The following is a 19,650-nucleotide window of genomic DNA, read 5'->3' as shown; positions in this document are numbered from 1 at the left end:
CCAGGACGCGCCAACGGTGTCCGGTCGGTTCGCAGGCGACCGTGACACCCGCGTAACCGGCCTTCGCGGCGCGGTCCGCGGCCGAGTCCAACGCTTTGCCCAGGTCCCAGGCCTTGCAGCGGAACGTTCGACGGGCCAAGACCTTCGAGTCGTGGTCGCAGACCACCAGCATCTGCTTCACGTCCGCAAGGTCGATCCCGACGATCGCGTTCGTAACCGGAACCGCCTCCCGGAGCCGGCTCAGGCGGGCATTGCGGTTGCGGTCACCACGGGAAACGCCACTAGCGTGAGACACGTTCGTCCTCCTTCTGCGATGGGACACCAAGCCCTCCAAGGGCAGCAGGAGGACGTTCCCTCACGCCAGACCCCGTGTGCTCAAACACGTTCCTATGCCGCCAGGCGCGCGCTCATCCGGCGGTGCGCAGGGCGTTCAGGAGACCCGACAGGGCTGCGGAGTCGGCCAAGTGGAGTGTGGGTAGCTCGTCGGGGGTGAACCATCCGAGGGCGTCGTGCTCATCGGGGGCGGCGTTGACCGGGGTCCCCACCCAGTTGGTTGCCAGGAAGGCATGCTTGCGCAGCGTTGGGTTCGAGCAGGCCACCGGGAACGGAGTTGCGCCATCGACCTGGATGGCGAGTTCCTCGAGACATTCGCGGCGTGCGGCGCTGTCGGCTGACTCGCCCGGCTCGACATGTCCTCCGGGCAGGTCCCAGCAGTCTGGGTAGTTCTCGCGGCTTGGATGGCGGTGGACGAGGAGCATCCGCCCGTTGTTGACGAGTGCCACGACGGCGATGTGGGTGGGCTGCGACGGTGCGGTCATGGATCGAGTGAAGCAGCTGGTACCGGCATCCCCAGCTGCTTGCTGCGACGGCACCTGGAAATCCGGTGGGCATTCCCGGTTTCTGTCCGGAAGGATGGGGCCCATGCACAACCCTGACGCCCCTGAGATCTACGTCCTGCCGATCGAGGAGCAACTGCCCGTCTTCATCGACCAGCACCGAGACATCCTGATGCTCATGCTCGACGGGTTGACCGAGCAAGAAGCGCGAGCATCCTTGGTGCCGTCCCGTACCACGCTGCTCGGCCTTGTGAAACATGCCACCTTCGTGGAGCGCGTCTGGTTTGCCGAGGCGGCGACAGGCAAGACGCGGGCAGAGTTGGGGATCGTTTCCGGCCCGGATGAGTCGTTCATCCTTGACCCCGCCGACACCATCACCTCAGTGCTTTCGGGTTATGAGACAGCGGTGGAGCAGTCACGTGCGGCTGTGGCTGGGCTCTCGCTCGCTGACGAGTTGCCTGGTAATCGGCGCGGTCCGCTCCCTCTCGGTTGGGTTTACCTGCATGTGCTGCGTGAGCTGGCCCAGCACTGTGGGCATGCCGAGATCCTTCGGGAGCAAATCTTGGCCTCCCGCGCATCCTTGTGAACGGACTGATGCGAGGAGGATCTGCCGCGACGAGCTCCGGCACGCGACCCCGTAGGATCACGACTCGTGAGCACTGTCTCGGTCGTGGCCTTTGACATTGACGGCACCCTGATGGGGTTGTCCGCACCACAAGCAACCGGTCAGGTCATCTGCCGTCTGTCGGGTCCGCTGCCGGTAATGGGCCCGATACGCGGTCGGGGTGACGCCCACGAGCTTGGCGAACTGCTCCGCCGCATGGCCTCGATTCCTCCACCCCACCCGGACCCCGATCTGATCGACCGTCATATCCGACTCCCGCAACAGCCGTGCCATCTCCCGCACCCGCAACCGAGCTAACAGCATGATCGGAGGGACGCCGAACTGCTCCACGAACAGGCCCCCGAGTCGCGACGGCGATAGATGTGCATCCTGTGCGAGTTCGGCCAAGGTCCACCGGTGAGCGAGATCATCCCGCATCCGAACGACCGTGTCACGGATCTCAGTCCTGCCAGGGCCGCAGTCTGAGCGCTGTGAGGCCGTCATCGGGGCAACTCGCTTCGCTGTCCACAGCACGGGCATTTCAGGCTTGCTCGTTGGGTCGCGGTGCGTCGATACGCGGATGGGCTGACCCCCACGACGGCGGTGAACTGTCGTGAGGCGTGGCCGCGGCTGCGCCACCCAACCTGTGTCATGGCGACACCGATCGGAAGATCAGTCCCGATCAGGAGCTCGGCCAGCCGGTGGGCTCGAACATGAGCCAGGTACTGGATGGGCGGCATCCCGAAACGTTGGCTGAAGGCCCTACCCAGCTGTGACGTGGACAGGTGCACGCGCTCGGCGAGGTCACGAAGTCGCCAATCCCGCCCGGGGTCTTGAACGAGGAGCCGTGCTGCATGGTGTGCGGCTGTCTCGGTCGGGCACGCATGGCTAGGGGTGGTCTCGTCAGGGCAGACTCTCGACGAGGGGTCGATGCTCATCGCCGCCGCCTTCCTGAGGACGACTGCGTGCGGCGGGACGGTGGCGACGAACCGGTGGTTTTGAACAAGTCCACCCATGCCTCGACGGGCAAGTCTCTCGGCAGTCCGGCGGCTTTCACGCCGTGGCCCCTCAGCCATGCCTGTGCCGCCTGTGGTGAGCCGAGTGCGGTGTTGCGTGTGAGGATCTGGGCGAGCCCGCGTCCGGGACCGGTGTAGACGCGGTGGACCAAGGCGTGGAACTGGCGTCGCTGTGCCGGGGGCACCAGCGGGTGTTCGCGGCGGTGAAGGGTGAGGATTCCGCCGTCGACTCCCGGACGTGGGGTGAACGCGCGAGCGGGAACACGACTGTGCAGCGTGAAGGTGAACCAGGGCGCCCATTGTGCGGTCATCATCGTGGCACCGCCAACTCCTGCTCTGCGCCGCGCAACTTCCCATTGCACGAGCACGATTGCATCGGTCCATGCCGGGGCGTGCAGGATGCGTCGCAGTATGGCCGTGGTCTGGTGAAACGGCAGGTTGCCGACGAGCACATGCGCAGACGTGGGAAGCCGGTAGGCCAGGAAGTCGTCGGCGACGACCTCCACGTGCGGTGGGAGTCGTTGGATCAAGCGCAGGGCGAGCCGGGTGTCGATCTCGACTGCTGTCACCGGTCGCCCAAGCCGGGCTAGCGGGGTGGTGAGTGCTCCGTCACCGGGGCCGATCTCGATGATCGGGCCCTCGGTGGCAGCCACGAGCCGTGTGATCGTGGCAATGGTGGATGGGTCAGTCAGGAAGTTCTGGCCGTGCTCATGACGGCCACCTCGATAGGTAGGCACTGTTTGCTCCGTGGTTGTTGCGGAGCCGGGCACGCTGAAAGAGCCGCCCGGCCGTGATCACCGGGGGCGGGAGCAACAACCTGTGGAGGGTGCTCGCCGCCGTTAGCGGCTGCGCAGACGCAGCGAAGCAGTGCCGTAAACCAACATGCCACCAGAGTAGGCGACCCCACCGCCACTCGGCGACCCAATAACCCGTTCATGCGACAAAGACGCGCAGATCCGTATCACCACCGGTCAGAACCAGCTCGCAGGCCGTTGGTGCACGACGAGCCTCCACACCTCCGCGAGTGACCCCATAGAGCTGCCACGCGTCTTGCAGATCGAGGAGAGTCGGCCCCGGGGCGACTAGCCGAGGCTGCACGTAGCACTGATGGAAGCGCCTCCAGTTGGCCGGAGCCGACCAGCTGGCACCTCGATCTGCAAGAGGCGTGGCAGCTCAGAACGAGGTCCGCGGACTAGGGCGACTTGGGATGCGCGACAGAGTCGTGGGCGTCTTCTGAAAGACGTGTGGCAGCGCGATTGGGACGGGCAGGCCAGACTGCGGGAAACGGCCTACGGCGTCCGAGACATTGGGGCACGATGTCGGAGCGGCGCAGTAGCCTGGGGCTGCCCACCGATACCATGAGAAGAGACGGCATAGGGAAGGAGCGATTGACATGGCACGGTCAGACTTGCTCCTTGCGATCGTTCGTTCAGGAGCGCGAGGCGACGAGCTTGCGTTTCGCCGCGCCGCTGAAGCGCTCATCGCAGAAGAAGAGGGCAAACGGCATAGAGTTCTCGCTTCCCAGCTCGCCGAGGCGTTGACCGCCAAGCGTCCGGTCTCCAACGTCACGTCGATAGCGCGGACCGAAGCCGTTGCTGGCCTGATCCATGAGCGCATTCCCGAGCGACGTCTTACGGATCTCGTGCTTACCGCGGACGTGAGGCGCGGCGTCAGCGACTTGATCGAGGAGCATCACCGGCGCGACCTGCTCCGAAGCCACGGTGTCGAGCCGAGACACCGTGTGATGCTTGTCGGGCCTCCCGGAGGAGGGAAGACCTCGCTGGCGGAGGCTGTGGCAACAGAGCTGTCAGTTCCTTTGCTGACCGTCCGTTACGAGGGACTGATCGGCAGTTTCCTCGGCGAAACAGCATCGCGGATGGAGTCGTTGTTCGACGCCGTTCGCGTTCGTCCCTGTGTCTTGTTCTTTGACGAGTTCGACACCGTGGCGAAAGAGCGCGGCGACACGCACGAGACGGGTGAGATCAAGCGGGTAGTGAGTTCGCTGCTGCTACAAGTAGATCGGCTCCCGAGCCACGTCGTGGTGATTGCTGCGACCAACCACCCTGAGTTGCTTGACCGTGCTGCATGGAGGCGCATGCAGCTCCGGCTTGAACTGCCTCAGCCGACGCGAGCGGCAAAAGTCGAGTGGCTGGACGCTTGGGCGGAACGGAACAAGGTCGACCTTGGCCTTTCTTCACGGACGATCTCCGACCGGCTTGGCGAAGTTAGCTTCGCGGAGTTGGAGGAGTTCGCTCTTGATGTCCAGCGACGACTGATCCTGAGTGGCCCAGAGCCGGATGCGCGACAGGTGGCGCAGCAGGTGCTTGCTCAATGGTCCCACAGAGTTGATCCGGAGGCGTCGTGAGCCCGAATTCGCCTGGCGCTTCACATGACCGTCCCGTTCTGTTCGGACAGGTGAGCCTGCCGCGGTCGATCCCGCGACCGACAGCGCGTGGGAACCAGCGCGTCACATACGGGAACTCAAGCGCTCGCGTTGCTCGCGTTGACGACCGGCTTGGTGAGGCGCTGGAAGAGATGCAGACCCAAGTTGATCTCTCGACCTCTATCAACGCCGCTGACCCGCAACTCGTCTTGGTCATGGAGGCTGTCGAGGATCGTATCGACCTAGTAGGTGCGGCACAGCGGCTCGGTCTTGAGGTACTTGTCGAGGCGGATTCAGCGATGGACCCAGACGAGGAGTACTCCCTGCGGTCGAATCGCCCCAAGGACCCCGTTGTGCATACGTCACTTCACGCGGTCTGTGCCAACCAAACGGCGTTTAACAGACTACGCAGCGCATGGAATACCTGGAAACAGACACAACAAGTTCCCGGTAACGCACCGTTGCGAGATTTCTTCACACACCTCAGAGATATACGGCCTTGGGGACCGCAGGACCGTTTGAAGCTGATCGAATCTGACGAGTACCTCAACGGACTTCTACCGGAGCAGCGACACCCGATCGAGATTGAGCTCTGGTTCCGTACATCCGCCGCTTCGCGTCAAAGGGCGCAGGATGAGGTATCGAGGCTTGTGGCTGCTGAAGGTGGCGAGGTTGTCTCGACTGCCGTCATTCCTGAGGTCGGCTACCACGGCATGAGTTGTGTGGTCTCTACTGAGCTTCTTCGCCGAATTGCGACCGGCGATATCGAGCAGGTTCAGCTCATCAAGTCGTCCAACATCATGTACCTCAGGGTCACCGGGCAGGTTGCCGGAAGCAACGCCGTGGCCGCTGAGGTTGAAGCCTCGCCAACAGGACCTCTACCGAGTGGACCGCCCGTTGTCGCAATCCTGGACGGCGTTCCAGTCGCGAACCACCCTCTCTTACAAGGCCGCGTCGAGATCCTTGACCCCGACGAACTTGAAGATCGATATGGAACGGACGAACGGCGACACGGTACGCACATGACCTCGGCCGTAATCTGGGGCGATCTCTCCTCGCCCTCACCGCCGTTGAGTAGGCCAGTGCTCGTTCGCCCGATCATGGCACCGGCGGTCGACACTATGAGTCGGATCGAGGAACTGCCTCGAGACCAGCTCACCCCCGACTTGATGTGGCGGGCATTCCGAGACCTGTTCGAGGGAGTCGACGGGCAAAGTGCTGCTGCGCCGGAGGTAGTGATTGTCAACCTCTCTGTGGGCGACCCGGCCGCTCCGTTTGACGCGCTGCTCTCCTCGTGGGCACGCATCATCGATTGGCTCAGCTATCACTACGGAGTGCTGATTGTTGTATCCGCAGGTAACCACCTGCGTCTTCCGATCCCTACCGACGACTCTCAGTCGATCACGGCGATGAAAGGTGACGACCGTCGCCAAGCGATCCTGCACGCCCAACAGACTGATCCGCTCGGGCGCCGACTCCTCTCACCGGCGGAGGCTATTAACGCCATAACCGTCGGAGCAGTGCACGCGGACGGCACGGGTGCAGCAGCTCCTAGCGGATATGTCGTCGATCCGACAGACGGGCTGGTCTCACTCAGCCCCATCTCGGCATTGGGGACAGGCTATCGACGGAGCATCAAGCCTGAAGTCGCCGCGCTCGGCGGCCGGGTCATTTATCCGACGCCTGTGTCGGCTCAGGCCCACCTCGACTTCAGAGAAGCAGGGGCACGCGGACCTGGAGTCAAGGTTGCTCACGCCGTGGCTCCCAAGGAGACGTTCGTCGCCGGTACGAGTGTTGCGGCAGCGTTGGCGACTCGACAAGCGGTCCGGCTCCACGACGAGCTGGACCGGATAACCGGAGGTGCGCCACTCACACGCGGTCAGCGTGCTATTGCGATCAAGGCACTCCTTGCTCACGGTGCTGCGGCATTCGACGATCCGGCGCTCAACCATCCCGTCGTGTTCTTGGGTACGGGCAACGGCGTCCTTTCCCGTGACTACTCGGATGGGTGTGCTCCGAACGAAGCTGTCGTCCTCTATCTCGGTGCGCTACGTCCGAACACTTCGCAGGACTTGTTGCTCCCGCTCCCCGACGGGCTGAGTGCACGTGAGGTGAAGCGAATTGGCGCGACGCTCGCATGGCTGTCTCCAGTGAACTGGCGTCATCGCCAGTACCGGCAGGCGAGATTGGAATTCGTGAAGCCGGGCGGAGACATCCCACAACTTCAAACTCCGATTGGTGTCCCAGCGGACGCGGCAAAGCGTGGCGCAACCACCTTGCAGCACCTCGTCTGGGAGACCAACAAGTCGTTTGGTGCAGGGCAGGGATCGGCACTCAGCGTGACTGTGAAGTGCTACGGACAGGGTGGCCTTCAAGACGATCAGACCGAGATCGACTACGCCGTGGCGTTGAGCCTATGGGTTGCGCCGACAGTCGGCGTTGATGTCTACACGCAGGTGCGAGACCAAATCAGGGTACGCGTTCGTCCTCGATCTGGCACGTAGATCGCGTAGGAGTGCGGGACGCGCGCATATTGTGCTGTGTCAGATGTCCCCTGATTTGTGGGAGCTCCTTCCCGCGCTCTCAGAGGCAGCCAAGACAGAGTCCAAAGCATCAGCGGAGCCGTTCCCGCGTCTTCTCCCATACCGTCATCCGGCTGACCTCGAACCGTCGGGCGATCGACATGGCGCTCTCTCCATTGGAGCGCGCGGTTCGAATTGCGTCCACTTCTTCCTGCGCCAGTGGTGTTCGAGACCGTCTCGTTGGGTTCGCCACCACCGCGATCTCTGGCTCGGGTGCCTGCTGCCCCTCGCTTTCAAGTCCGTGTTTCGCCTGCTCCCACGCGTGACTCAGTCGCTCCAGTCGTTCCCACGTGTTCGGGCTGAGTCCACCGGCGTCCGGCCGGATGACGAGACCATCGCCGCGCTGGTGCGGGAATGTGTCCCGGGTGATGCGGGCGGTTTCGACTTGGTGCAGACCGGGAGCAGCTCGGTGGTCGCGCTCACGGAAACAGCAGCCGTTCGTATTACGCGTGATCGGGACGCTGCGCGGGAGATCCTTCGGACCCAGGCGTTGGTGGACCACCTTCCAGCGCTGCCTTTCGATGTCCCGACCTCGCTCGGGCACCCGGTGTGGCACGGGGATGTCGTCGCTGTCGCGACCCGACGGCTGGAGGGTGAGCCACATCCGGCCGGGTCTGGCGACGCTGGTGAATTGAGGGCGTTGTTGGACGCGATCCACTGGATCGACGTGGAGCCCTTGCGGGGGTGGCTGGCAGAACCGCACGCCTTCTGCGGAGGTGCCCAGTGGCTCACGGTGCTGCGCGAGCGAGTCGTCCCCTTGCTGCCGTCTGGGAAGCAGGCCGCTGCCCTCGACATCGTCGCTCGGGTCGAGGCCCTGCCAGCGGGCGAGCAGGCGCTCAACCACGGTGACCTTGCGGGCGCGAATGTTCTGTGGCGGGAGGGCCGAGTCGCGGGAGTGCTGGACTGGGATCTGGCCGCGTGGTGTGATCCCGCCGATGACGTCGCGTCCTTGGCGCTCTGGCATGGCTGGGACGTGTTGCCCCAGTTGGCGGATGCCGCCACGGCACAGCGAGCGGACGTGATCCGTCAGACGTACCCCCTGCAGATCGTCGGGTTCACCGTGGTCCGCGGACGTCCGGCTGATGAACTCAGCCGAGCCGTCGACAGGGCAGCAGAACGCCTGCCCTGACAAGCATGCTCGGTCAGTGCTTGCGGAGGCGGCTGTACATGTACATGTCCTTGCGCTCCTCGCAGACGGGCTGCCATGACCGCAGCAGGCCCTCGCGCTGGAAGCCGCACCTCTCGGCGGCGCGCCAGGACCCTTCGTTCCAGGGCTCGACGTACAGCTCGAGGCGCTGCACCTGGTCGTGGTCGATGGCCCAGTCGGACAACGTGCGCAGAGCGTCGCTGACGTAGCCCCGGCGCCGGTGTTGCGGTGCGACCCAGTAGCCGGTGCTGGCCCGGCCGTGCTTGATGGCGGCAAGCCACAGGCCGATCTGTCTGACCACCTCGTCGGTCTCGGCGTTGGCGATGGCGAAGGAATACCCAGCTCCGCTGACCAGCCGCTCATGCTGTCGGTCGATGTAGGCGAGCGCGTCCTCGAGACTCCCCGAGGTCGGGACGGTCGTGATGAGCGGGATCAGCGGATCATCCGCGACGGACTGCACCAGCGGCGCGTCGGATTCCCGGAAGGGTCTGAGCGTGACGCGTGGACCTTCAAGGGTGGGGATGGTCTGGGGCAGCATCGGCCCAGTCGACCAGAGCTGGTGTGCTCGTCGCAATCGAATTCGCCGGAGTCGCTCGCGGGTCCGTCAGGCCCTTGACTCAGGGGCTCAGGAGGGCTTGGCTCGCGCGCCGAGCCAGCTCCACGGGATCCGCGTCTGGCCTGCTGGTGCTGGTCAGGGCGTCGAAGAGGATGCCGTCGACCAGGTGGTGCAGCGTTCGGACTGTCTCGGCGTCGCCGGGCAGGCCGCGTGCCTGGTGGAAGGCGACGTCCTGGGCGAATCCCTCCTGCAGGACTGGCGTCACCAGGGCGGCGATCTCGGGGGAGCGGTGGGCTTCGAGGCGTAGCTCGAACCAGGCGCGGCCGAGGTTCGGCTGGGCCAGGAGTCGTTCGACGATGTAGGCGATGTATTCGGGCCCGGCGTCGTGGGCGGGCAGGGTGGCGAGCTGTTCCAGTCGTGCTGGGTCTGGGGCCAAGGCTTCGAACAGGCGTCGTGTCATGCCGGCGAACAGTGCGGACCGGGTGGGGAAGTAGTTCGAGGTGGTGCCCAGAGGCAGGCCGGTTTCGCGGTCCACCGCGCGGTGCGTCAAGGATCGGGGGCCTTCGCTGCCCAGGATATGGAGGGCGGCATCACAGACCGCGGCGCGCCTGTCGGGATTGGCAACCATGGCAAACATCCTACCGGCTCGTCCACTACATGTGTTGTACTTGACCCAACAACGACAGCTGTAGTGATTGGACTCTGATGCGCAACCTCGTCTACTACGTCGCCACATCGATCGACGGTTTCATCGCTGACGCTGATGGCGACTTCTCGGCATTCCCCCAGGACCCCGCAACGCTACGGGTGCTGTTCGACCGGTATCCGGAGACGTGCCCGGTCCATGTCAGGGAACCCCTCGGAGTCACGGCGCCGCCGCGGCGCTTCGACGCCGTGATCATGGGACGCCGCACCCACCAGCCAGCGCTGGATCACGGGCTCACTGACGGCGCCTATCCACATCTGGCGCAATATGTGGTGACGCACAGTCCCCTGCCTGACTCGCCCGCGGTACAGCGAGTCAGCGAGGATCCGGCCCAGTTCGTGGCGGATCTCAAACGGCAGCCCGGCAAAGACATCTGGTTGTGCGGGGGAGGCGACCTCGCGGCGCAATTGCTGCACCTCGTCGACGAGCTCCAACTCAAGGTCAACCCCGTCCTGCTCGGAATCGGCGTTCCCTTGGTGCGCGGAAGGAGGGTCCCCACGTCCTTCCGGTTGACAAGTTCTGAGGAGCTGCCCGGAGGGGTCCTGCTCAATAGCTACCGGAAGTCCCAGTTCCGGCCCTCTGACCGGGCCATCAATTGAGTCGCCGGTGTGCCACCCAGTTCGGTAGCCTGTCCCGCATGTATTCAGGCATCGCCTCGATGAAGCTGCGTTCCGCCCGCTGACGGCGGCGGGATCCCTTCTGATCTCTCGTCTGCCGTCTTGGCCATTTGCCGGGCGGCCATCTTGTGCTGCCCGGCTCCATGACGAGCTGAGAGTATGCAATGCCAATCACACCAACCTTGCGGTCGTGTGTGTGGAACGGAACGCCTCACGGGCCCGCCGCACACATCCGCGCTGAATCAATCCGCATCACCTTGGGGGACAAGAATGTCCTGAACGGGGTGGACGTCACGGTCTCCGCCGGGTCCCGCCTGGCGATCGTTGGCGACAACGGCCGTGGCAAGACGACCTTGCTCCACGTCTTGGCGGGGATCCTGACACCCGACTCGGGGGTAGTGACTCGGATGGGTTCCCTCGTCCTGGTCAAGCAGGACATGTCCACCGAGGGCAACCGCACCGTCGGCGACCTCATCGCCGAAGCGACTGCACCTTCTAGGTCTGCGCTCGAGGCTCTCGACGTGGCGAGCGCTGCACTGGCCGCGGGCGATGACGCGGCTGATACCTACTCCGTCGCGCTCGAGATAGCCACGCTGCTGGATGCTTGGGATGCGGAAAGGCGGGTGGACATCGCACTGGCAGGTCTGAACGCCTGCAGCGACCGCGGTCGCATTCTGTCGAGTCTGTCGGTGGGTCAGCGGTACCGGGTTCGCCTGGCCGTCGCACTTGGGTCGACCCCCGACCTGCTCCTGCTGGATGAGCCCACCAACCACCTGGACGCTGCAGGACTGTCCTTCCTCACTGAGCGCTTGCGTGGGCACCCCGGTGGCTGGGCTCTGGTCAGCCATGACCGCGCTCTGTTGCATGACGTGGCGACCACCTTCCTGGATCTCGACCCGACCCGCGATGGCGTGCCGCGGACCTACGCGGGCGGCTACCAGGGCTGGATCGAAGGCCAACGACGAGAACGCCTCGCGTGGGAACAGGACCATGCCGCTCAGGTCGCGCAGCAAGCGGAACTGACGCGCGCTGCAGCCGAAGCGCGATCGCGACTGTCCCAGGGTGGATGGAGGCCAGACAAGGGCACAGGCAAGCACCAACGCGCCACACGCGCTGCGGGAGTGGTCCAGGCCTTCAACCGACGCGTCGAAGACCTGGAACGACATGAGATCGACGTGCCGGCACCACCACTGCGTCTGGCGTGGCCCGCTTCGTCAGCCCGTGCCGGACAGAGCATCGTGAACGCCGCCCAACTCACCGTGAAGGACCGGTTGGACACACCGGTCTCGGTGGACGTGAACGGCGGGGACCGGTTGGTGATCACCGGACCGAACGGCGCGGGAAAATCAACCCTGCTGACAGTTCTCACACAGCGACTGGCCCCCACCACGGGAGACGTGCGAGTGAACCCGAAAGCCCGCATCGCTCTGCTGTCCCAAGAGGTCCCCGACTGGGACCCCTCCCGCCCCGCCCACGAGGCCTACGAGGCGTACCTGGCGAAGCTGGGCCGCCGATCCCAGGCTCCAGCTCTGGGCTCGCTCGGGCTGCTCGAGGCCTCTGCAACCGGCACGCCCGTGGGGCGCCTGTCGCAAGGGCAGCAACGCCGACTTCATTTGGTCATGTGCTTGGCCCAGGACCCAGACCTGCTGCTCCTGGATGAACCCACTAATCATCTGTCCTCGAGCCTCGTCGACGACATCACTACCGAGCTCCTGCAGGCCACCTGCGCGGTGATCGTCGCCACGCATGACCGGCAGATGCTCCATGACCTGGCCGACTGGCCTCACCTGAACCTTGACCCGAAGGACATGCCATGAACCCGCTTCGCCCCTTGACCATTCGCACGTACCGTCGGCTGTTCGCAGCGATGGTGTTGACCATCTTCGCCCAGGGCGCTTGGGCACTCTACTTGGCCATGCAGACCCTTGATCTGGGTGCCACGCCAGCCACCCTGTCGGGAGTCGTGGCCTGGAGCGGCATCGGGCTTCTCGTCGGGTCCCTCCCCGCCGGCGTCCTCGCCGACCGAATCCCCAACAAGTCCGTCATCGTGGGCGTGCTCACCCTGAACCTCACCATCGCGACAGCAACCTCCACCGCCGCGATCCTCGGCGTGGTCACCTTCTGGATGCTCGCGGCTTCCGCGTTCATCATCGGAGCCTCCACCGCCTTCTTCTTCCCCGCCTACACGGCGCTGGTGCCAGTCCTGGTGGACAGCGACGACCTGATGGCCGTCAACGGCCTCGAAGGCGCCACCCGCCCCTTGGTCGGACAAGCACTCGCGCCCGCCGCCGTCGGAGCAGTCATCGGCGCCAGCATGCCCGCCACTGGCGGATACCTGATCGCAGCGGCACTCGGACTTGCCCTGCTCGCCGCCCTGCAGCTCCCCGAACCCACCCGCGTCGAGTCCGCGGCCGACGCGTCGGACGCCTCACCGATCACCGACCTACTCGACGGCTTCCGCTACGTCGCCCGCACACGCTGGGTCCGCTCCAGTGTCCTGTTCGCGGCCGTCATGGGACTGGCCGTGACCGGACCACTCGAAGTACTCCTCCCCGCCCTCATGCGCGCCTCGCACGACAACGGACCGGCCTTGTACGGGGCCGTCCTCGCTGCCCTCGGCGCGGGCGGGCTGGTGGGTTCCCTCCTGGCGGGATCGTGGCGCACACCGGAACGCTTCCTGCCCGCCATGGTCGGCGCTTGGGCACTCGGCTGCCTACCCCTGTCCATCCCGGCGCTCACCAGCAGCCCGTGGGCCATCGGCGCAGGCCTCGCCATCTACGGAGCACTGATCGGGATCGGGATGGTCATCTGGGGCACAGTGCTCCAGGAACACGTTCCCTTGGAGATGCTCGGCCGGGTCGCCAGCCTCGACTTCTTCATCTCCATCGCCTTTATGCCCCTGTCCATCGCCCTCACCGGCATCCTCAGCCGCCACATCGACACCCACACCCTGTTCATTGCCGCCGGCCTGGCACCGCTCGCAACGGCAGGACTCCTCGCAGCCCTGGGCCAACTCAGAGCGCCCGGGGAAGCGCGTGGCCGGACAGGAGGGTTCTGATGCATGGCTGACCGTCCTCACATCTCGGCACCCTCTTCGTTCCCCAACTGGCTGTGAGCGACGGATGACCGACCAGCGAGCTCGCCGCCCGCTGCCAACTGTCTGGGTCGACGTGTCGCCTACGCGGAGAGGCGACAGGTTGGCCCCGGCTAGAGAGCGATCCTGTCCCGAACCCCGGGCCTCGGAGATTCTTCACGGATGTCAGGCCTGATGGCCACGAGGAGGCTCCTGTTGGCTTGAGCCTTCGGGGGTGTCATGTCGACGAGGGATCCGTATCCGCTGACGTGGGAATTGCCCGCGCTGGTGCTGGGTGGGCTTGTTCTGACCTTGGGGACGGGGGTGCAGCTGGGCCGGTCAACGGCGTGCTGGGCCACGGGCTCGGGTTGGTTGTGGCCGGACGAGTTGGTGCGTTCGACCGGCGGGATCCTGGCTGGTCGTCCGGATGCGGGACTGGCGCCGGGTGCGTGCTTGGTCGGTTCTGGTGCCTTGGCCGCGTCAATCCTCGTGGCGGAGCTGGTGCTGCTGGTGCTGGTCACCCTTGCGGGTCGGGAGGCGTGGTTGCGGTGGGGTCCGGGGGTGGGGGCCGGGTACGCGTCGGCCGACGAGGCGCGGGAGTTGCTCGGAGTAGGGAGACTGCGTCGAGTCCGCAACATCGCGCGTCCTGACTTGGCCCGGAAGGGGAAGCGATGAGTCGGGGTTGGGCTGCTGAGGTGGGGTGGCGGATCGGGAGGGCGAGGCGTCCGCGTGGGGGAGAGCTGTGGTGCCCGTTCGACCGCACGGCTGGGGTGATCGGGCCGCAGGGTTCGGGCAAGACGTTGGACCTTTTGACTCCGGCGTTGTTGTCGGCGCCGGGGGCGGCGTTGGTGACGTTGACGAAGCCGGATGACTTGTTCTTGTCGTTGTCGCGGCGCTCTGGGGTGGGGCCGGTGGCGGTGTTGGATCCGTTCGGGTTGGCGCCGGGGTTGCCGTCGTTGGTGTGGGATCCGATCGCTGGTTGTGGCGATCCGTTGATGGCGGAGCGTCGGGCGAAGGCGTTCACGGCGGGGACGATCAAGGCTGGTTCGGCTGGTGGGCGGGGTGATGATGCTGCGCGGTTCTATGCGACTGAGGCGGCGAAGGTGATCCAGTCGTACTTCCACGCCGCCGCGCTGGCCGGTGGTGATCTGGACCTGGTGTTGGAGTGGGTGGCCAGTCCGTTGTCGACTGCCGAGCCGGAGGAGATCCTGCGGCAGCATCCGCAGGCGGCGCCGTTCTGGCATGGGCTGTTGACGGGTGCTCTGCGGGGTGATGACCGGACGGCGGGCAACACGATCACGACGGTGCAGCAGGCGATGTCATTGTTCTTCCAGACCGAGATCCGCCGACGCTGTGTGCCGTCCGCCGGGTCGCCGGCGACGGACATTCGGCAGCTGCTGGCCAACCGCGGGACGGTGTACATGCTGGGCCGGGAGGATCCGTATGCGTCGGCGTCGCCGTTGATGACGGCAGCCGCCGAGCATGTGCTGGACACGGCCTTGGGATTGGCGCACGAGTCCCGGTGGGGCAGGTTGTGTCCGCCGATGCTGTCGGTGCTGGACGAGTTGCCGTCGACGGCGCCGTTGCCCACGCTGCGGACGAGGATGGCCAATGAGCGGGCGTTGGGGTTGTCGTTTATCTACGCGGCGCAGACCTGGCGTCAGCTGGCCGCGATCTTCGGCGAGCAGGAGGCGAGGGCCTTGTTCGGGCTGACCAACGTGCTGGTGTTGTTCGGCGGCTCGAAGGACGTGGCGTTCAACAAGGAGGTCTCCGACCTGGCCGGTCTGAAGCGCATCGCCCGGACGACGTATCAGCAGGGCAAGCACCACAGCCGCTCGGTCTCGGGTGAGGACGTGCCGGCGATCCGCCCCGCCGAGGTACGGGAGCTGCGTGAGCGTCACGCGTTGGTGATCGCCGAGAACGCGAAACCCATTCTGGCCAAGCTCGACCGTTGCATCGACGGACGAGCCGGCAAACGTCTCCTGGCTGACCAGCAGCGCATCCGCGCCCAAGTCAGACAGGCTGGCACAGCCGGGTTATAGGCACCCGGACAGCCGCTGCGGCTTGGGATGAGCAGATTCCCGAGGTGGAGGAGGTTGTCGATGTCGGAGTTGGTGAGGCCGTTTCCGTCGGTGGGAGGTCGGATGCACCGGGCGTATGCGGACCTGGCGCGGCTGGAGCAGGCGAAGGACCCGTCCACGGTGAAGAGCCTGGGGCCGGTGGAGTTCATCGCGAGGCCGTGGGATGTGGCGGGGATCACTGATCGTGACCTGCGGCTTGAGGTGTGGGAGTGGCTCGAGCGCTGTGTCGACTGGCTTAACACCGAGTACGCGTGGCAGCTGGGCGACATCGTCCCGTCGTGTTGGCCGCGGCATCCGCACCTGGTCCATGAGCTCGGCACTGTGTTCGACCAGCGACGCAGGGCCGGGCTCGGGGCCACGTCGGACCTGTTGGCCGAGTGGCACCGCTACACGCTGCCTGCCTTCCAGAACCGCATGAAGGAGACCTTGCGCACCAGTTGCGACGCGGGGCATCGTCCCTGCGCCGGGACTGCCCGGATCGGCGCTGCACGGCAGGACGCCACGGTGCGGGCCGGGTTGTTCGACCGTGACGTGGAGCACCTCGAACCTGACGACGAAGACCTCGCGACCACCCGGTTCGCGCTCGTCGACGGGCATATCGTCGACACCGGCAGCGGTGAGGTCCTCACGTGAGGCTGGACGACCAGCAGCTGCAGGCTTGCTGGGACGCCCGCGACGCCGGTGTCCTGGCGCGCAGCGCCCTCGACGGGGACGCGGCTGCCGTTCGGGCCACGCGGGGTGCGACGCGCGAGGAATTGCAGCAGTTGGTCGATGCCGGGCAGGTGGCGTGCCAGCAGGTGGTGGCCTCGAGCCTGGGGCTGGTGGGCTACACGATGCGCCAGGCCCACATCGCACCCTCCGACCGGGACCTCTTTCAGGAAGGGGTCGTCGGCCTGATGAATGCGGTGCACCGGTTCGATCCGAGCAGGGGAGTGTGGTCGTCCTTCGCCTATGGCAGCATCCGCCAAGCACTGGTCACCGCCATCGCCACAGAGGCAGGCGCGCGCCAAGGCCTCACCACCAATGCGGCACGCGACCAGTACCGCTACCGAGGGCTCGCCGCCACACAACCAGCTGGTCCCGGCGCCGATGGCGCGGCGCGTGTCGCCGCCGAGACTGGGGCTCCGATCGAGCGGGTAGAGACGCTGCTGACCCGACGAGCCAGCGCATCGCTCGACGGCCTCGAATCACACGTCGCCCTCCGAGCGCACCACGAGGACGACCCTGTCGACAGCATCGACCTGCGCCCCTACCTCCGAGCTCTCCCAGCGACCGAACGCTCCGTGCTGCGGGACTTCTACGGCATCGGACGACCCTCACAGCCCATCAAGACGATCGCCGACGGCCTGGACGTGTCGGAATCGACGGCACGTCGCCTCCTGACCCGCGGCCAGGACCACCTGCGTGATGTGATGTCGCACTTTGGTGCCGACCCTGCAAGGACAAAAGTCGTCGCGGTCACGCATCGGCAGCCATCCTCGACAGCCCCGTCAGCACGCCCCGCCCCACGAATACCGTCGTAGAGGCCGAGTGCGAACCGTTGCCGTGCCCGGGGTTCGCATCACGTCCGCCGCCCGATCGTCAACCATGACGCTCCCGTCCGGGATCCTTCTGCAGACACGCTGTTGAGGAGTTGAGGGCACCTGTGCGCCTGTCAGCGTCGAGCCACGACGTAGGCTGCTGAGCACTCGAAGGACAGCTCGTTGTCGACGGATGATTCGGCGGCCAAGGCGTGGAATTCCCGCTCGATCTGGCGTTGGACGTCACTCGACTGGGCCAAGTACCGAGCGCCAGGTGACGCCACACCACCGCTGATGCCGGCCCAGAGGCTGCCGGCCGGTACATGCCATTGCCACGTGAGCGTCTCGGCCGTGATGACTGTCAGACCTGCTTCGGTGGTGATCTGGGCGAGCCCGTCGACGGTGCGTGGGAAGTCCAGGTGCGGCTCGAGCCGGGTGCCGTCCAGGGGTGTGGCACCGGCCACCTCGAAGGCTCGGTTCACCATCGGCGCCCAGCCCGCTCCTCCGGCGGGCCAGATGGTCACCGCAACCAACCCGCCGGGTGAGGCGACGCGGGTCAGCTCTCTGACCCCGGCACGGGGATCAGGCAGGTGATTGATCACAAAGTTGGCTGCCACGGAGGGGAAGGTCGCGTCTTCGAAGGCCAGCCGCGGCAGGGCCTGCAGTGAGCAGCGGCCGGGCGCGGCTTCGTTCGTCATGGCCACCATGTCCGGGTCGGCGTCAATGGCCGTAGCTTCCAAGCCCCGGTGGAGTGCCACGCGGGTGAGGGAGCCCGTGCCGCTCCCGGCATCCAGGAGGGGGCCCTGCTGCAGGTCGTCGAGGATTCGCTGCTCAGTACCGGCGCAGAGCAATGCGAACGAGTCACGATAGGCCTGCGAGACTCCACTCCAGCTACTCATGCCCGTCAGTCTGGCAGATGTGCTGGAAGGCTTGACGTGGGAGTCCTTGCGGCACCGGCGCGCACCGGGTGAGGGGTGCGCTCCACGCGGCGACGCGGCATGAGCCGAGCAGGTGCTGGTCTTCGCCTAGGGTTCTGTTCATGGGAGATGACCGCGGCGTGGTGTCAGTCATGGGTGATGTTGTGCGTCGCCCCGCGTCACCGTGGACGGGGACGATCCACAGTCTCCTGCAACACCTGTGTCTCAAGGGATTGCCGGTTCCTGAACCCTTGGAGCTCACGCCGACCCATGAGGTCCTCCGGTTCGTGCCGGGAGAGGCTGGTGAACGGGCATGGTTCCACCAGTCGACAGTGGCCGGTGTGCGATCGGCTGGGCGGCTGCTGCGTTGCGTTCATGACGCGACTGTCGACTGGCAGGTCCCGCCCGGAGCTGTCTGGAGTGTGCCCGTTGAAGGGGGCCCAATCATCGCTCATGGGGATCCCAAGCCGCCCAACATGACGTGGAGCGACTGCCGGGCGATCGGCTTGTTCGACTGGGATGCAGCCAGGCCTGCCGAGCGAGTCAGCGACATTGCGTATGCGCTGTACTGGTTCGCTCCATTCGACGTTGATGAGATCGAGCTACAGCGTCGCTGCCTGCCCATCGGCGTGGATAGCCGGCGCCGCATTGAAGCTTTCCTGGACGGTTACGGGTGGGACGAGTCTGGGGACTTGGACGCGGTGATCGCGGCCCGGCGGCATCGTGCAGTCGACGAGGTCGTACATGCAGCTCGGATGGGTTGCGAGCCGCAAGCGAGCTGGATCCGTGAGGGTGTGCCGCCCGAGTGGCTCCAGCCTCCACGGCTCGCCTGACCCCCCAGAAAGGCCCCTTGGACGACGAGACTTGACGAAGGCTCCGTGCCAAGGCGGTGACTCCATCGAATACTGATGCGGCGGTTGAACCTGAGGCATTGCGGCTTCCCCGCAGAACGCCTCACCTTGGTGCAAGGTGCCGACCAAACTGAGTTCCACAAGCCCGACCCCGGCGTGTTCACCGCCACTGTCGAACAGCTTAATGCTCTGGATGTCCCGGACATCACCTACGCCGGGGGACGCCCTGATCGATGCCCGGGCCCCTGCTGGTGCCGCTCTGGACTTCGTTGGCGTCACGAGCGGCCTCTTTTCAGCACAGATGTTCGCCGATGTCGGGACTACGCAAATCTCAGCGAGCGTCGAGGTGCGTAGTAACCGGGTCCGCGCCGAGCAGCATTTGGTGGGTGGTCCGTTCACGCTGCGCTCGCCAGTGGGCAGGAGACGGCACCGCACTCGCTGCGCGTGGCGTTCAAGGCGTCTGATCCCGGGACACCCGTCCGGAATAGTCGCTGATCTTCTGGTCGATGATGGCTAGTGATTGCTGCCACCGGGCGATCTGGTTGGTGACGTGGGTGCGGTGGTCTTGGAGTAGTGCAAGGCGTTCTGGGACACCTGCGGGGTCTTTCGACACCCAGGCGGTGAACTCTGCGATGTGCGCGAGGGGCATGCCGGTTTGCTTGAGGTGCATCAGGACCTCCCTGCGTGTCAGGGTGAGTTGAGACCAGTGGTTCATAGCAAGTCCGCCTCCGCAGGGCGAGATCAGGAACGACCCCGATGAG

General features: G+C 65.6%; 20 protein-coding genes. 11 read left to right on the top strand and 9 right to left on the bottom strand.

Translation table 11 applies throughout. The annotated features are described in order from the left end of the window. Both ACYVKA_RS13860 and ACYVKA_RS13855 read right to left on the bottom strand, forming a co-directional pair. Nucleotides 1-295 (bottom strand): hypothetical protein (locus ACYVKA_RS13860; RefSeq protein WP_460706300.1); only part of this gene is annotated, 295 nt, incomplete at its 3' end. Between the two features lie 112 nt (nt 296-407). Beyond that, complete coding sequence (locus ACYVKA_RS13855) at nt 408-818, bottom strand: NUDIX hydrolase (RefSeq protein ID WP_460706298.1); 411 nt, start codon at nt 816-818, stop codon at nt 408-410. Between the two features lie 103 nt (nt 819-921). Between ACYVKA_RS13855 and ACYVKA_RS13850 the strand changes: the two genes are divergently transcribed. After that, the gene (locus ACYVKA_RS13850) at nt 922-1,422 is read left to right on the top strand and encodes a DinB family protein (protein WP_460706296.1); all 501 of its coding nucleotides are present in this window, start codon (nt 922-924) and stop codon (nt 1,420-1,422) included. 57 nt (nt 1,423-1,479) lie between these two features. Here the strand turns inward: ACYVKA_RS13850 and ACYVKA_RS13845 are convergent, their stop codons facing one another. The 3 genes from ACYVKA_RS13845 to erm all read right to left on the bottom strand — a co-directional run bounded on the left by ACYVKA_RS13845 (nt 1,480) and on the right by erm (nt 3,193). After that, nucleotides 1,480-1,878 (bottom strand): helix-turn-helix domain-containing protein, encoded by a 399-nt coding sequence (locus ACYVKA_RS13845; RefSeq protein WP_460706294.1) that lies wholly within the window; start codon nt 1,876-1,878, stop codon nt 1,480-1,482. Between the two features lie 62 nt (nt 1,879-1,940). Beyond that, on the bottom strand, nt 1,941-2,378 hold the full coding sequence (locus ACYVKA_RS13840) for a helix-turn-helix transcriptional regulator (protein ID WP_460706292.1): 438 nt from the start codon (nt 2,376-2,378) through the stop codon (nt 1,941-1,943). Continuing rightward, nucleotides 2,375-3,193: a 23S ribosomal RNA methyltransferase Erm gene (erm, locus tag ACYVKA_RS13835; RefSeq protein ID WP_460706302.1), complete on the bottom strand. Its 819-nt coding sequence runs from the start codon at nt 3,191-3,193 to the stop codon at nt 2,375-2,377. Before erm ends, ACYVKA_RS13840 begins: the two co-directional genes overlap by 4 nt. Before the next feature lie 656 nt (nt 3,194-3,849). Here erm and ACYVKA_RS13830 point away from each other — a divergent pair. From ACYVKA_RS13830 to ACYVKA_RS13820, 3 genes are all read left to right on the top strand, one after another. After that, entirely contained in the window at nt 3,850-4,821 is a 972-nt protein-coding gene (locus tag ACYVKA_RS13830; protein ID WP_460706290.1) for an AAA family ATPase, read from the top strand. A gap of 170 nt (nt 4,822-4,991) precedes the next feature. Continuing rightward, nucleotides 4,992-7,343, top strand: coding sequence for a S8 family peptidase (locus ACYVKA_RS13825; RefSeq protein WP_460706288.1), 2,352 nt, complete (start codon nt 4,992-4,994; stop codon nt 7,341-7,343). Then, nucleotides 7,282-8,550 carry a phosphotransferase family protein gene (locus tag ACYVKA_RS13820; RefSeq protein ID WP_460706286.1) on the top strand — a complete coding sequence of 423 codons (1,269 nt, stop codon included), beginning with the start codon at nt 7,282-7,284 and terminating at the stop codon, nt 8,548-8,550. Before ACYVKA_RS13825 ends, ACYVKA_RS13820 begins: the two co-directional genes overlap by 62 nt. Nucleotides 8,551-8,563: 13 nt before the next feature. Here the strand turns inward: ACYVKA_RS13820 and ACYVKA_RS13815 are convergent, their stop codons facing one another. Continuing rightward, entirely contained in the window at nt 8,564-9,106 is a 543-nt protein-coding gene (locus ACYVKA_RS13815) for a GNAT family N-acetyltransferase (RefSeq protein WP_460706284.1), read from the bottom strand. Between the two features lie 79 nt (nt 9,107-9,185). Beyond that, nucleotides 9,186-9,752 carry a TetR/AcrR family transcriptional regulator gene (locus ACYVKA_RS13810; RefSeq protein WP_460706282.1) on the bottom strand — a complete coding sequence of 189 codons (567 nt, stop codon included), beginning with the start codon at nt 9,750-9,752 and terminating at the stop codon, nt 9,186-9,188. Between the two features lie 77 nt (nt 9,753-9,829). Here ACYVKA_RS13810 and ACYVKA_RS13805 point away from each other — a divergent pair, with 77 nt between their 5' ends. The 6 genes from ACYVKA_RS13805 (at nt 9,830) to ACYVKA_RS13780 (ending at nt 17,124) form a co-directional block, all read left to right on the top strand. Then, nucleotides 9,830-10,429, top strand: coding sequence for a dihydrofolate reductase family protein (locus tag ACYVKA_RS13805; RefSeq protein ID WP_460706280.1), 600 nt, complete (start codon nt 9,830-9,832; stop codon nt 10,427-10,429). Nucleotides 10,430-10,731: 302 nt separating this feature from the next. Further along, nucleotides 10,732-12,264, top strand: coding sequence for an ABC-F family ATP-binding cassette domain-containing protein (locus ACYVKA_RS13800; protein ID WP_460706278.1), 1,533 nt, complete (start codon nt 10,732-10,734; stop codon nt 12,262-12,264). Then, a complete protein-coding gene (locus tag ACYVKA_RS13795) occupies nt 12,261-13,505 on the top strand; it encodes an MFS transporter (protein WP_460706276.1) in 1,245 nt (414 codons plus the stop codon). The genes ACYVKA_RS13800 and ACYVKA_RS13795 overlap by 4 nt, the downstream gene beginning before the upstream one ends. Before the next feature lie 785 nt (nt 13,506-14,290). Beyond that, nucleotides 14,291-15,562: a type IV secretory system conjugative DNA transfer family protein gene (locus tag ACYVKA_RS13790; RefSeq protein ID WP_460706274.1), complete on the top strand. Its 1,272-nt coding sequence runs from the start codon at nt 14,291-14,293 to the stop codon at nt 15,560-15,562. Nucleotides 15,563-15,664: 102 nt separating this feature from the next. Then, a complete protein-coding gene (locus ACYVKA_RS13785) occupies nt 15,665-16,234 on the top strand; it encodes a hypothetical protein (protein WP_460706272.1) in 570 nt (189 codons plus the stop codon). Further along, a complete protein-coding gene (locus ACYVKA_RS13780) occupies nt 16,231-17,124 on the top strand; it encodes a sigma-70 family RNA polymerase sigma factor (protein ID WP_460706270.1) in 894 nt (297 codons plus the stop codon). The genes ACYVKA_RS13785 and ACYVKA_RS13780 overlap by 4 nt, the downstream gene beginning before the upstream one ends. Before the next feature lie 131 nt (nt 17,125-17,255). Here the strand turns inward: ACYVKA_RS13780 and ACYVKA_RS13775 are convergent, their stop codons facing one another. Then, nucleotides 17,256-18,020: a class I SAM-dependent methyltransferase gene (locus ACYVKA_RS13775; RefSeq protein ID WP_460706268.1), complete on the bottom strand. Its 765-nt coding sequence runs from the start codon at nt 18,018-18,020 to the stop codon at nt 17,256-17,258. Between the two features lie 140 nt (nt 18,021-18,160). On the opposite strand from ACYVKA_RS13775, the gene ACYVKA_RS13770 reads away from it, so the two are divergent. Beyond that, nucleotides 18,161-18,871 carry a phosphotransferase gene (locus ACYVKA_RS13770; RefSeq protein WP_460706266.1) on the top strand — a complete coding sequence of 237 codons (711 nt, stop codon included), beginning with the start codon at nt 18,161-18,163 and terminating at the stop codon, nt 18,869-18,871. A gap of 469 nt (nt 18,872-19,340) precedes the next feature. On the opposite strand, the gene ACYVKA_RS13765 is transcribed toward ACYVKA_RS13770, so the two are convergent. Then, nucleotides 19,341-19,650, bottom strand: a 310-nt coding sequence (locus ACYVKA_RS13765; RefSeq protein WP_460706264.1) for a MerR family transcriptional regulator, incomplete at its 5' end; no start/stop codon positions are given.

The organism is Luteococcus sediminum (assembly GCF_054783495.1).
This window is presented reverse-complemented; position numbering and strand designations above follow the sequence as displayed.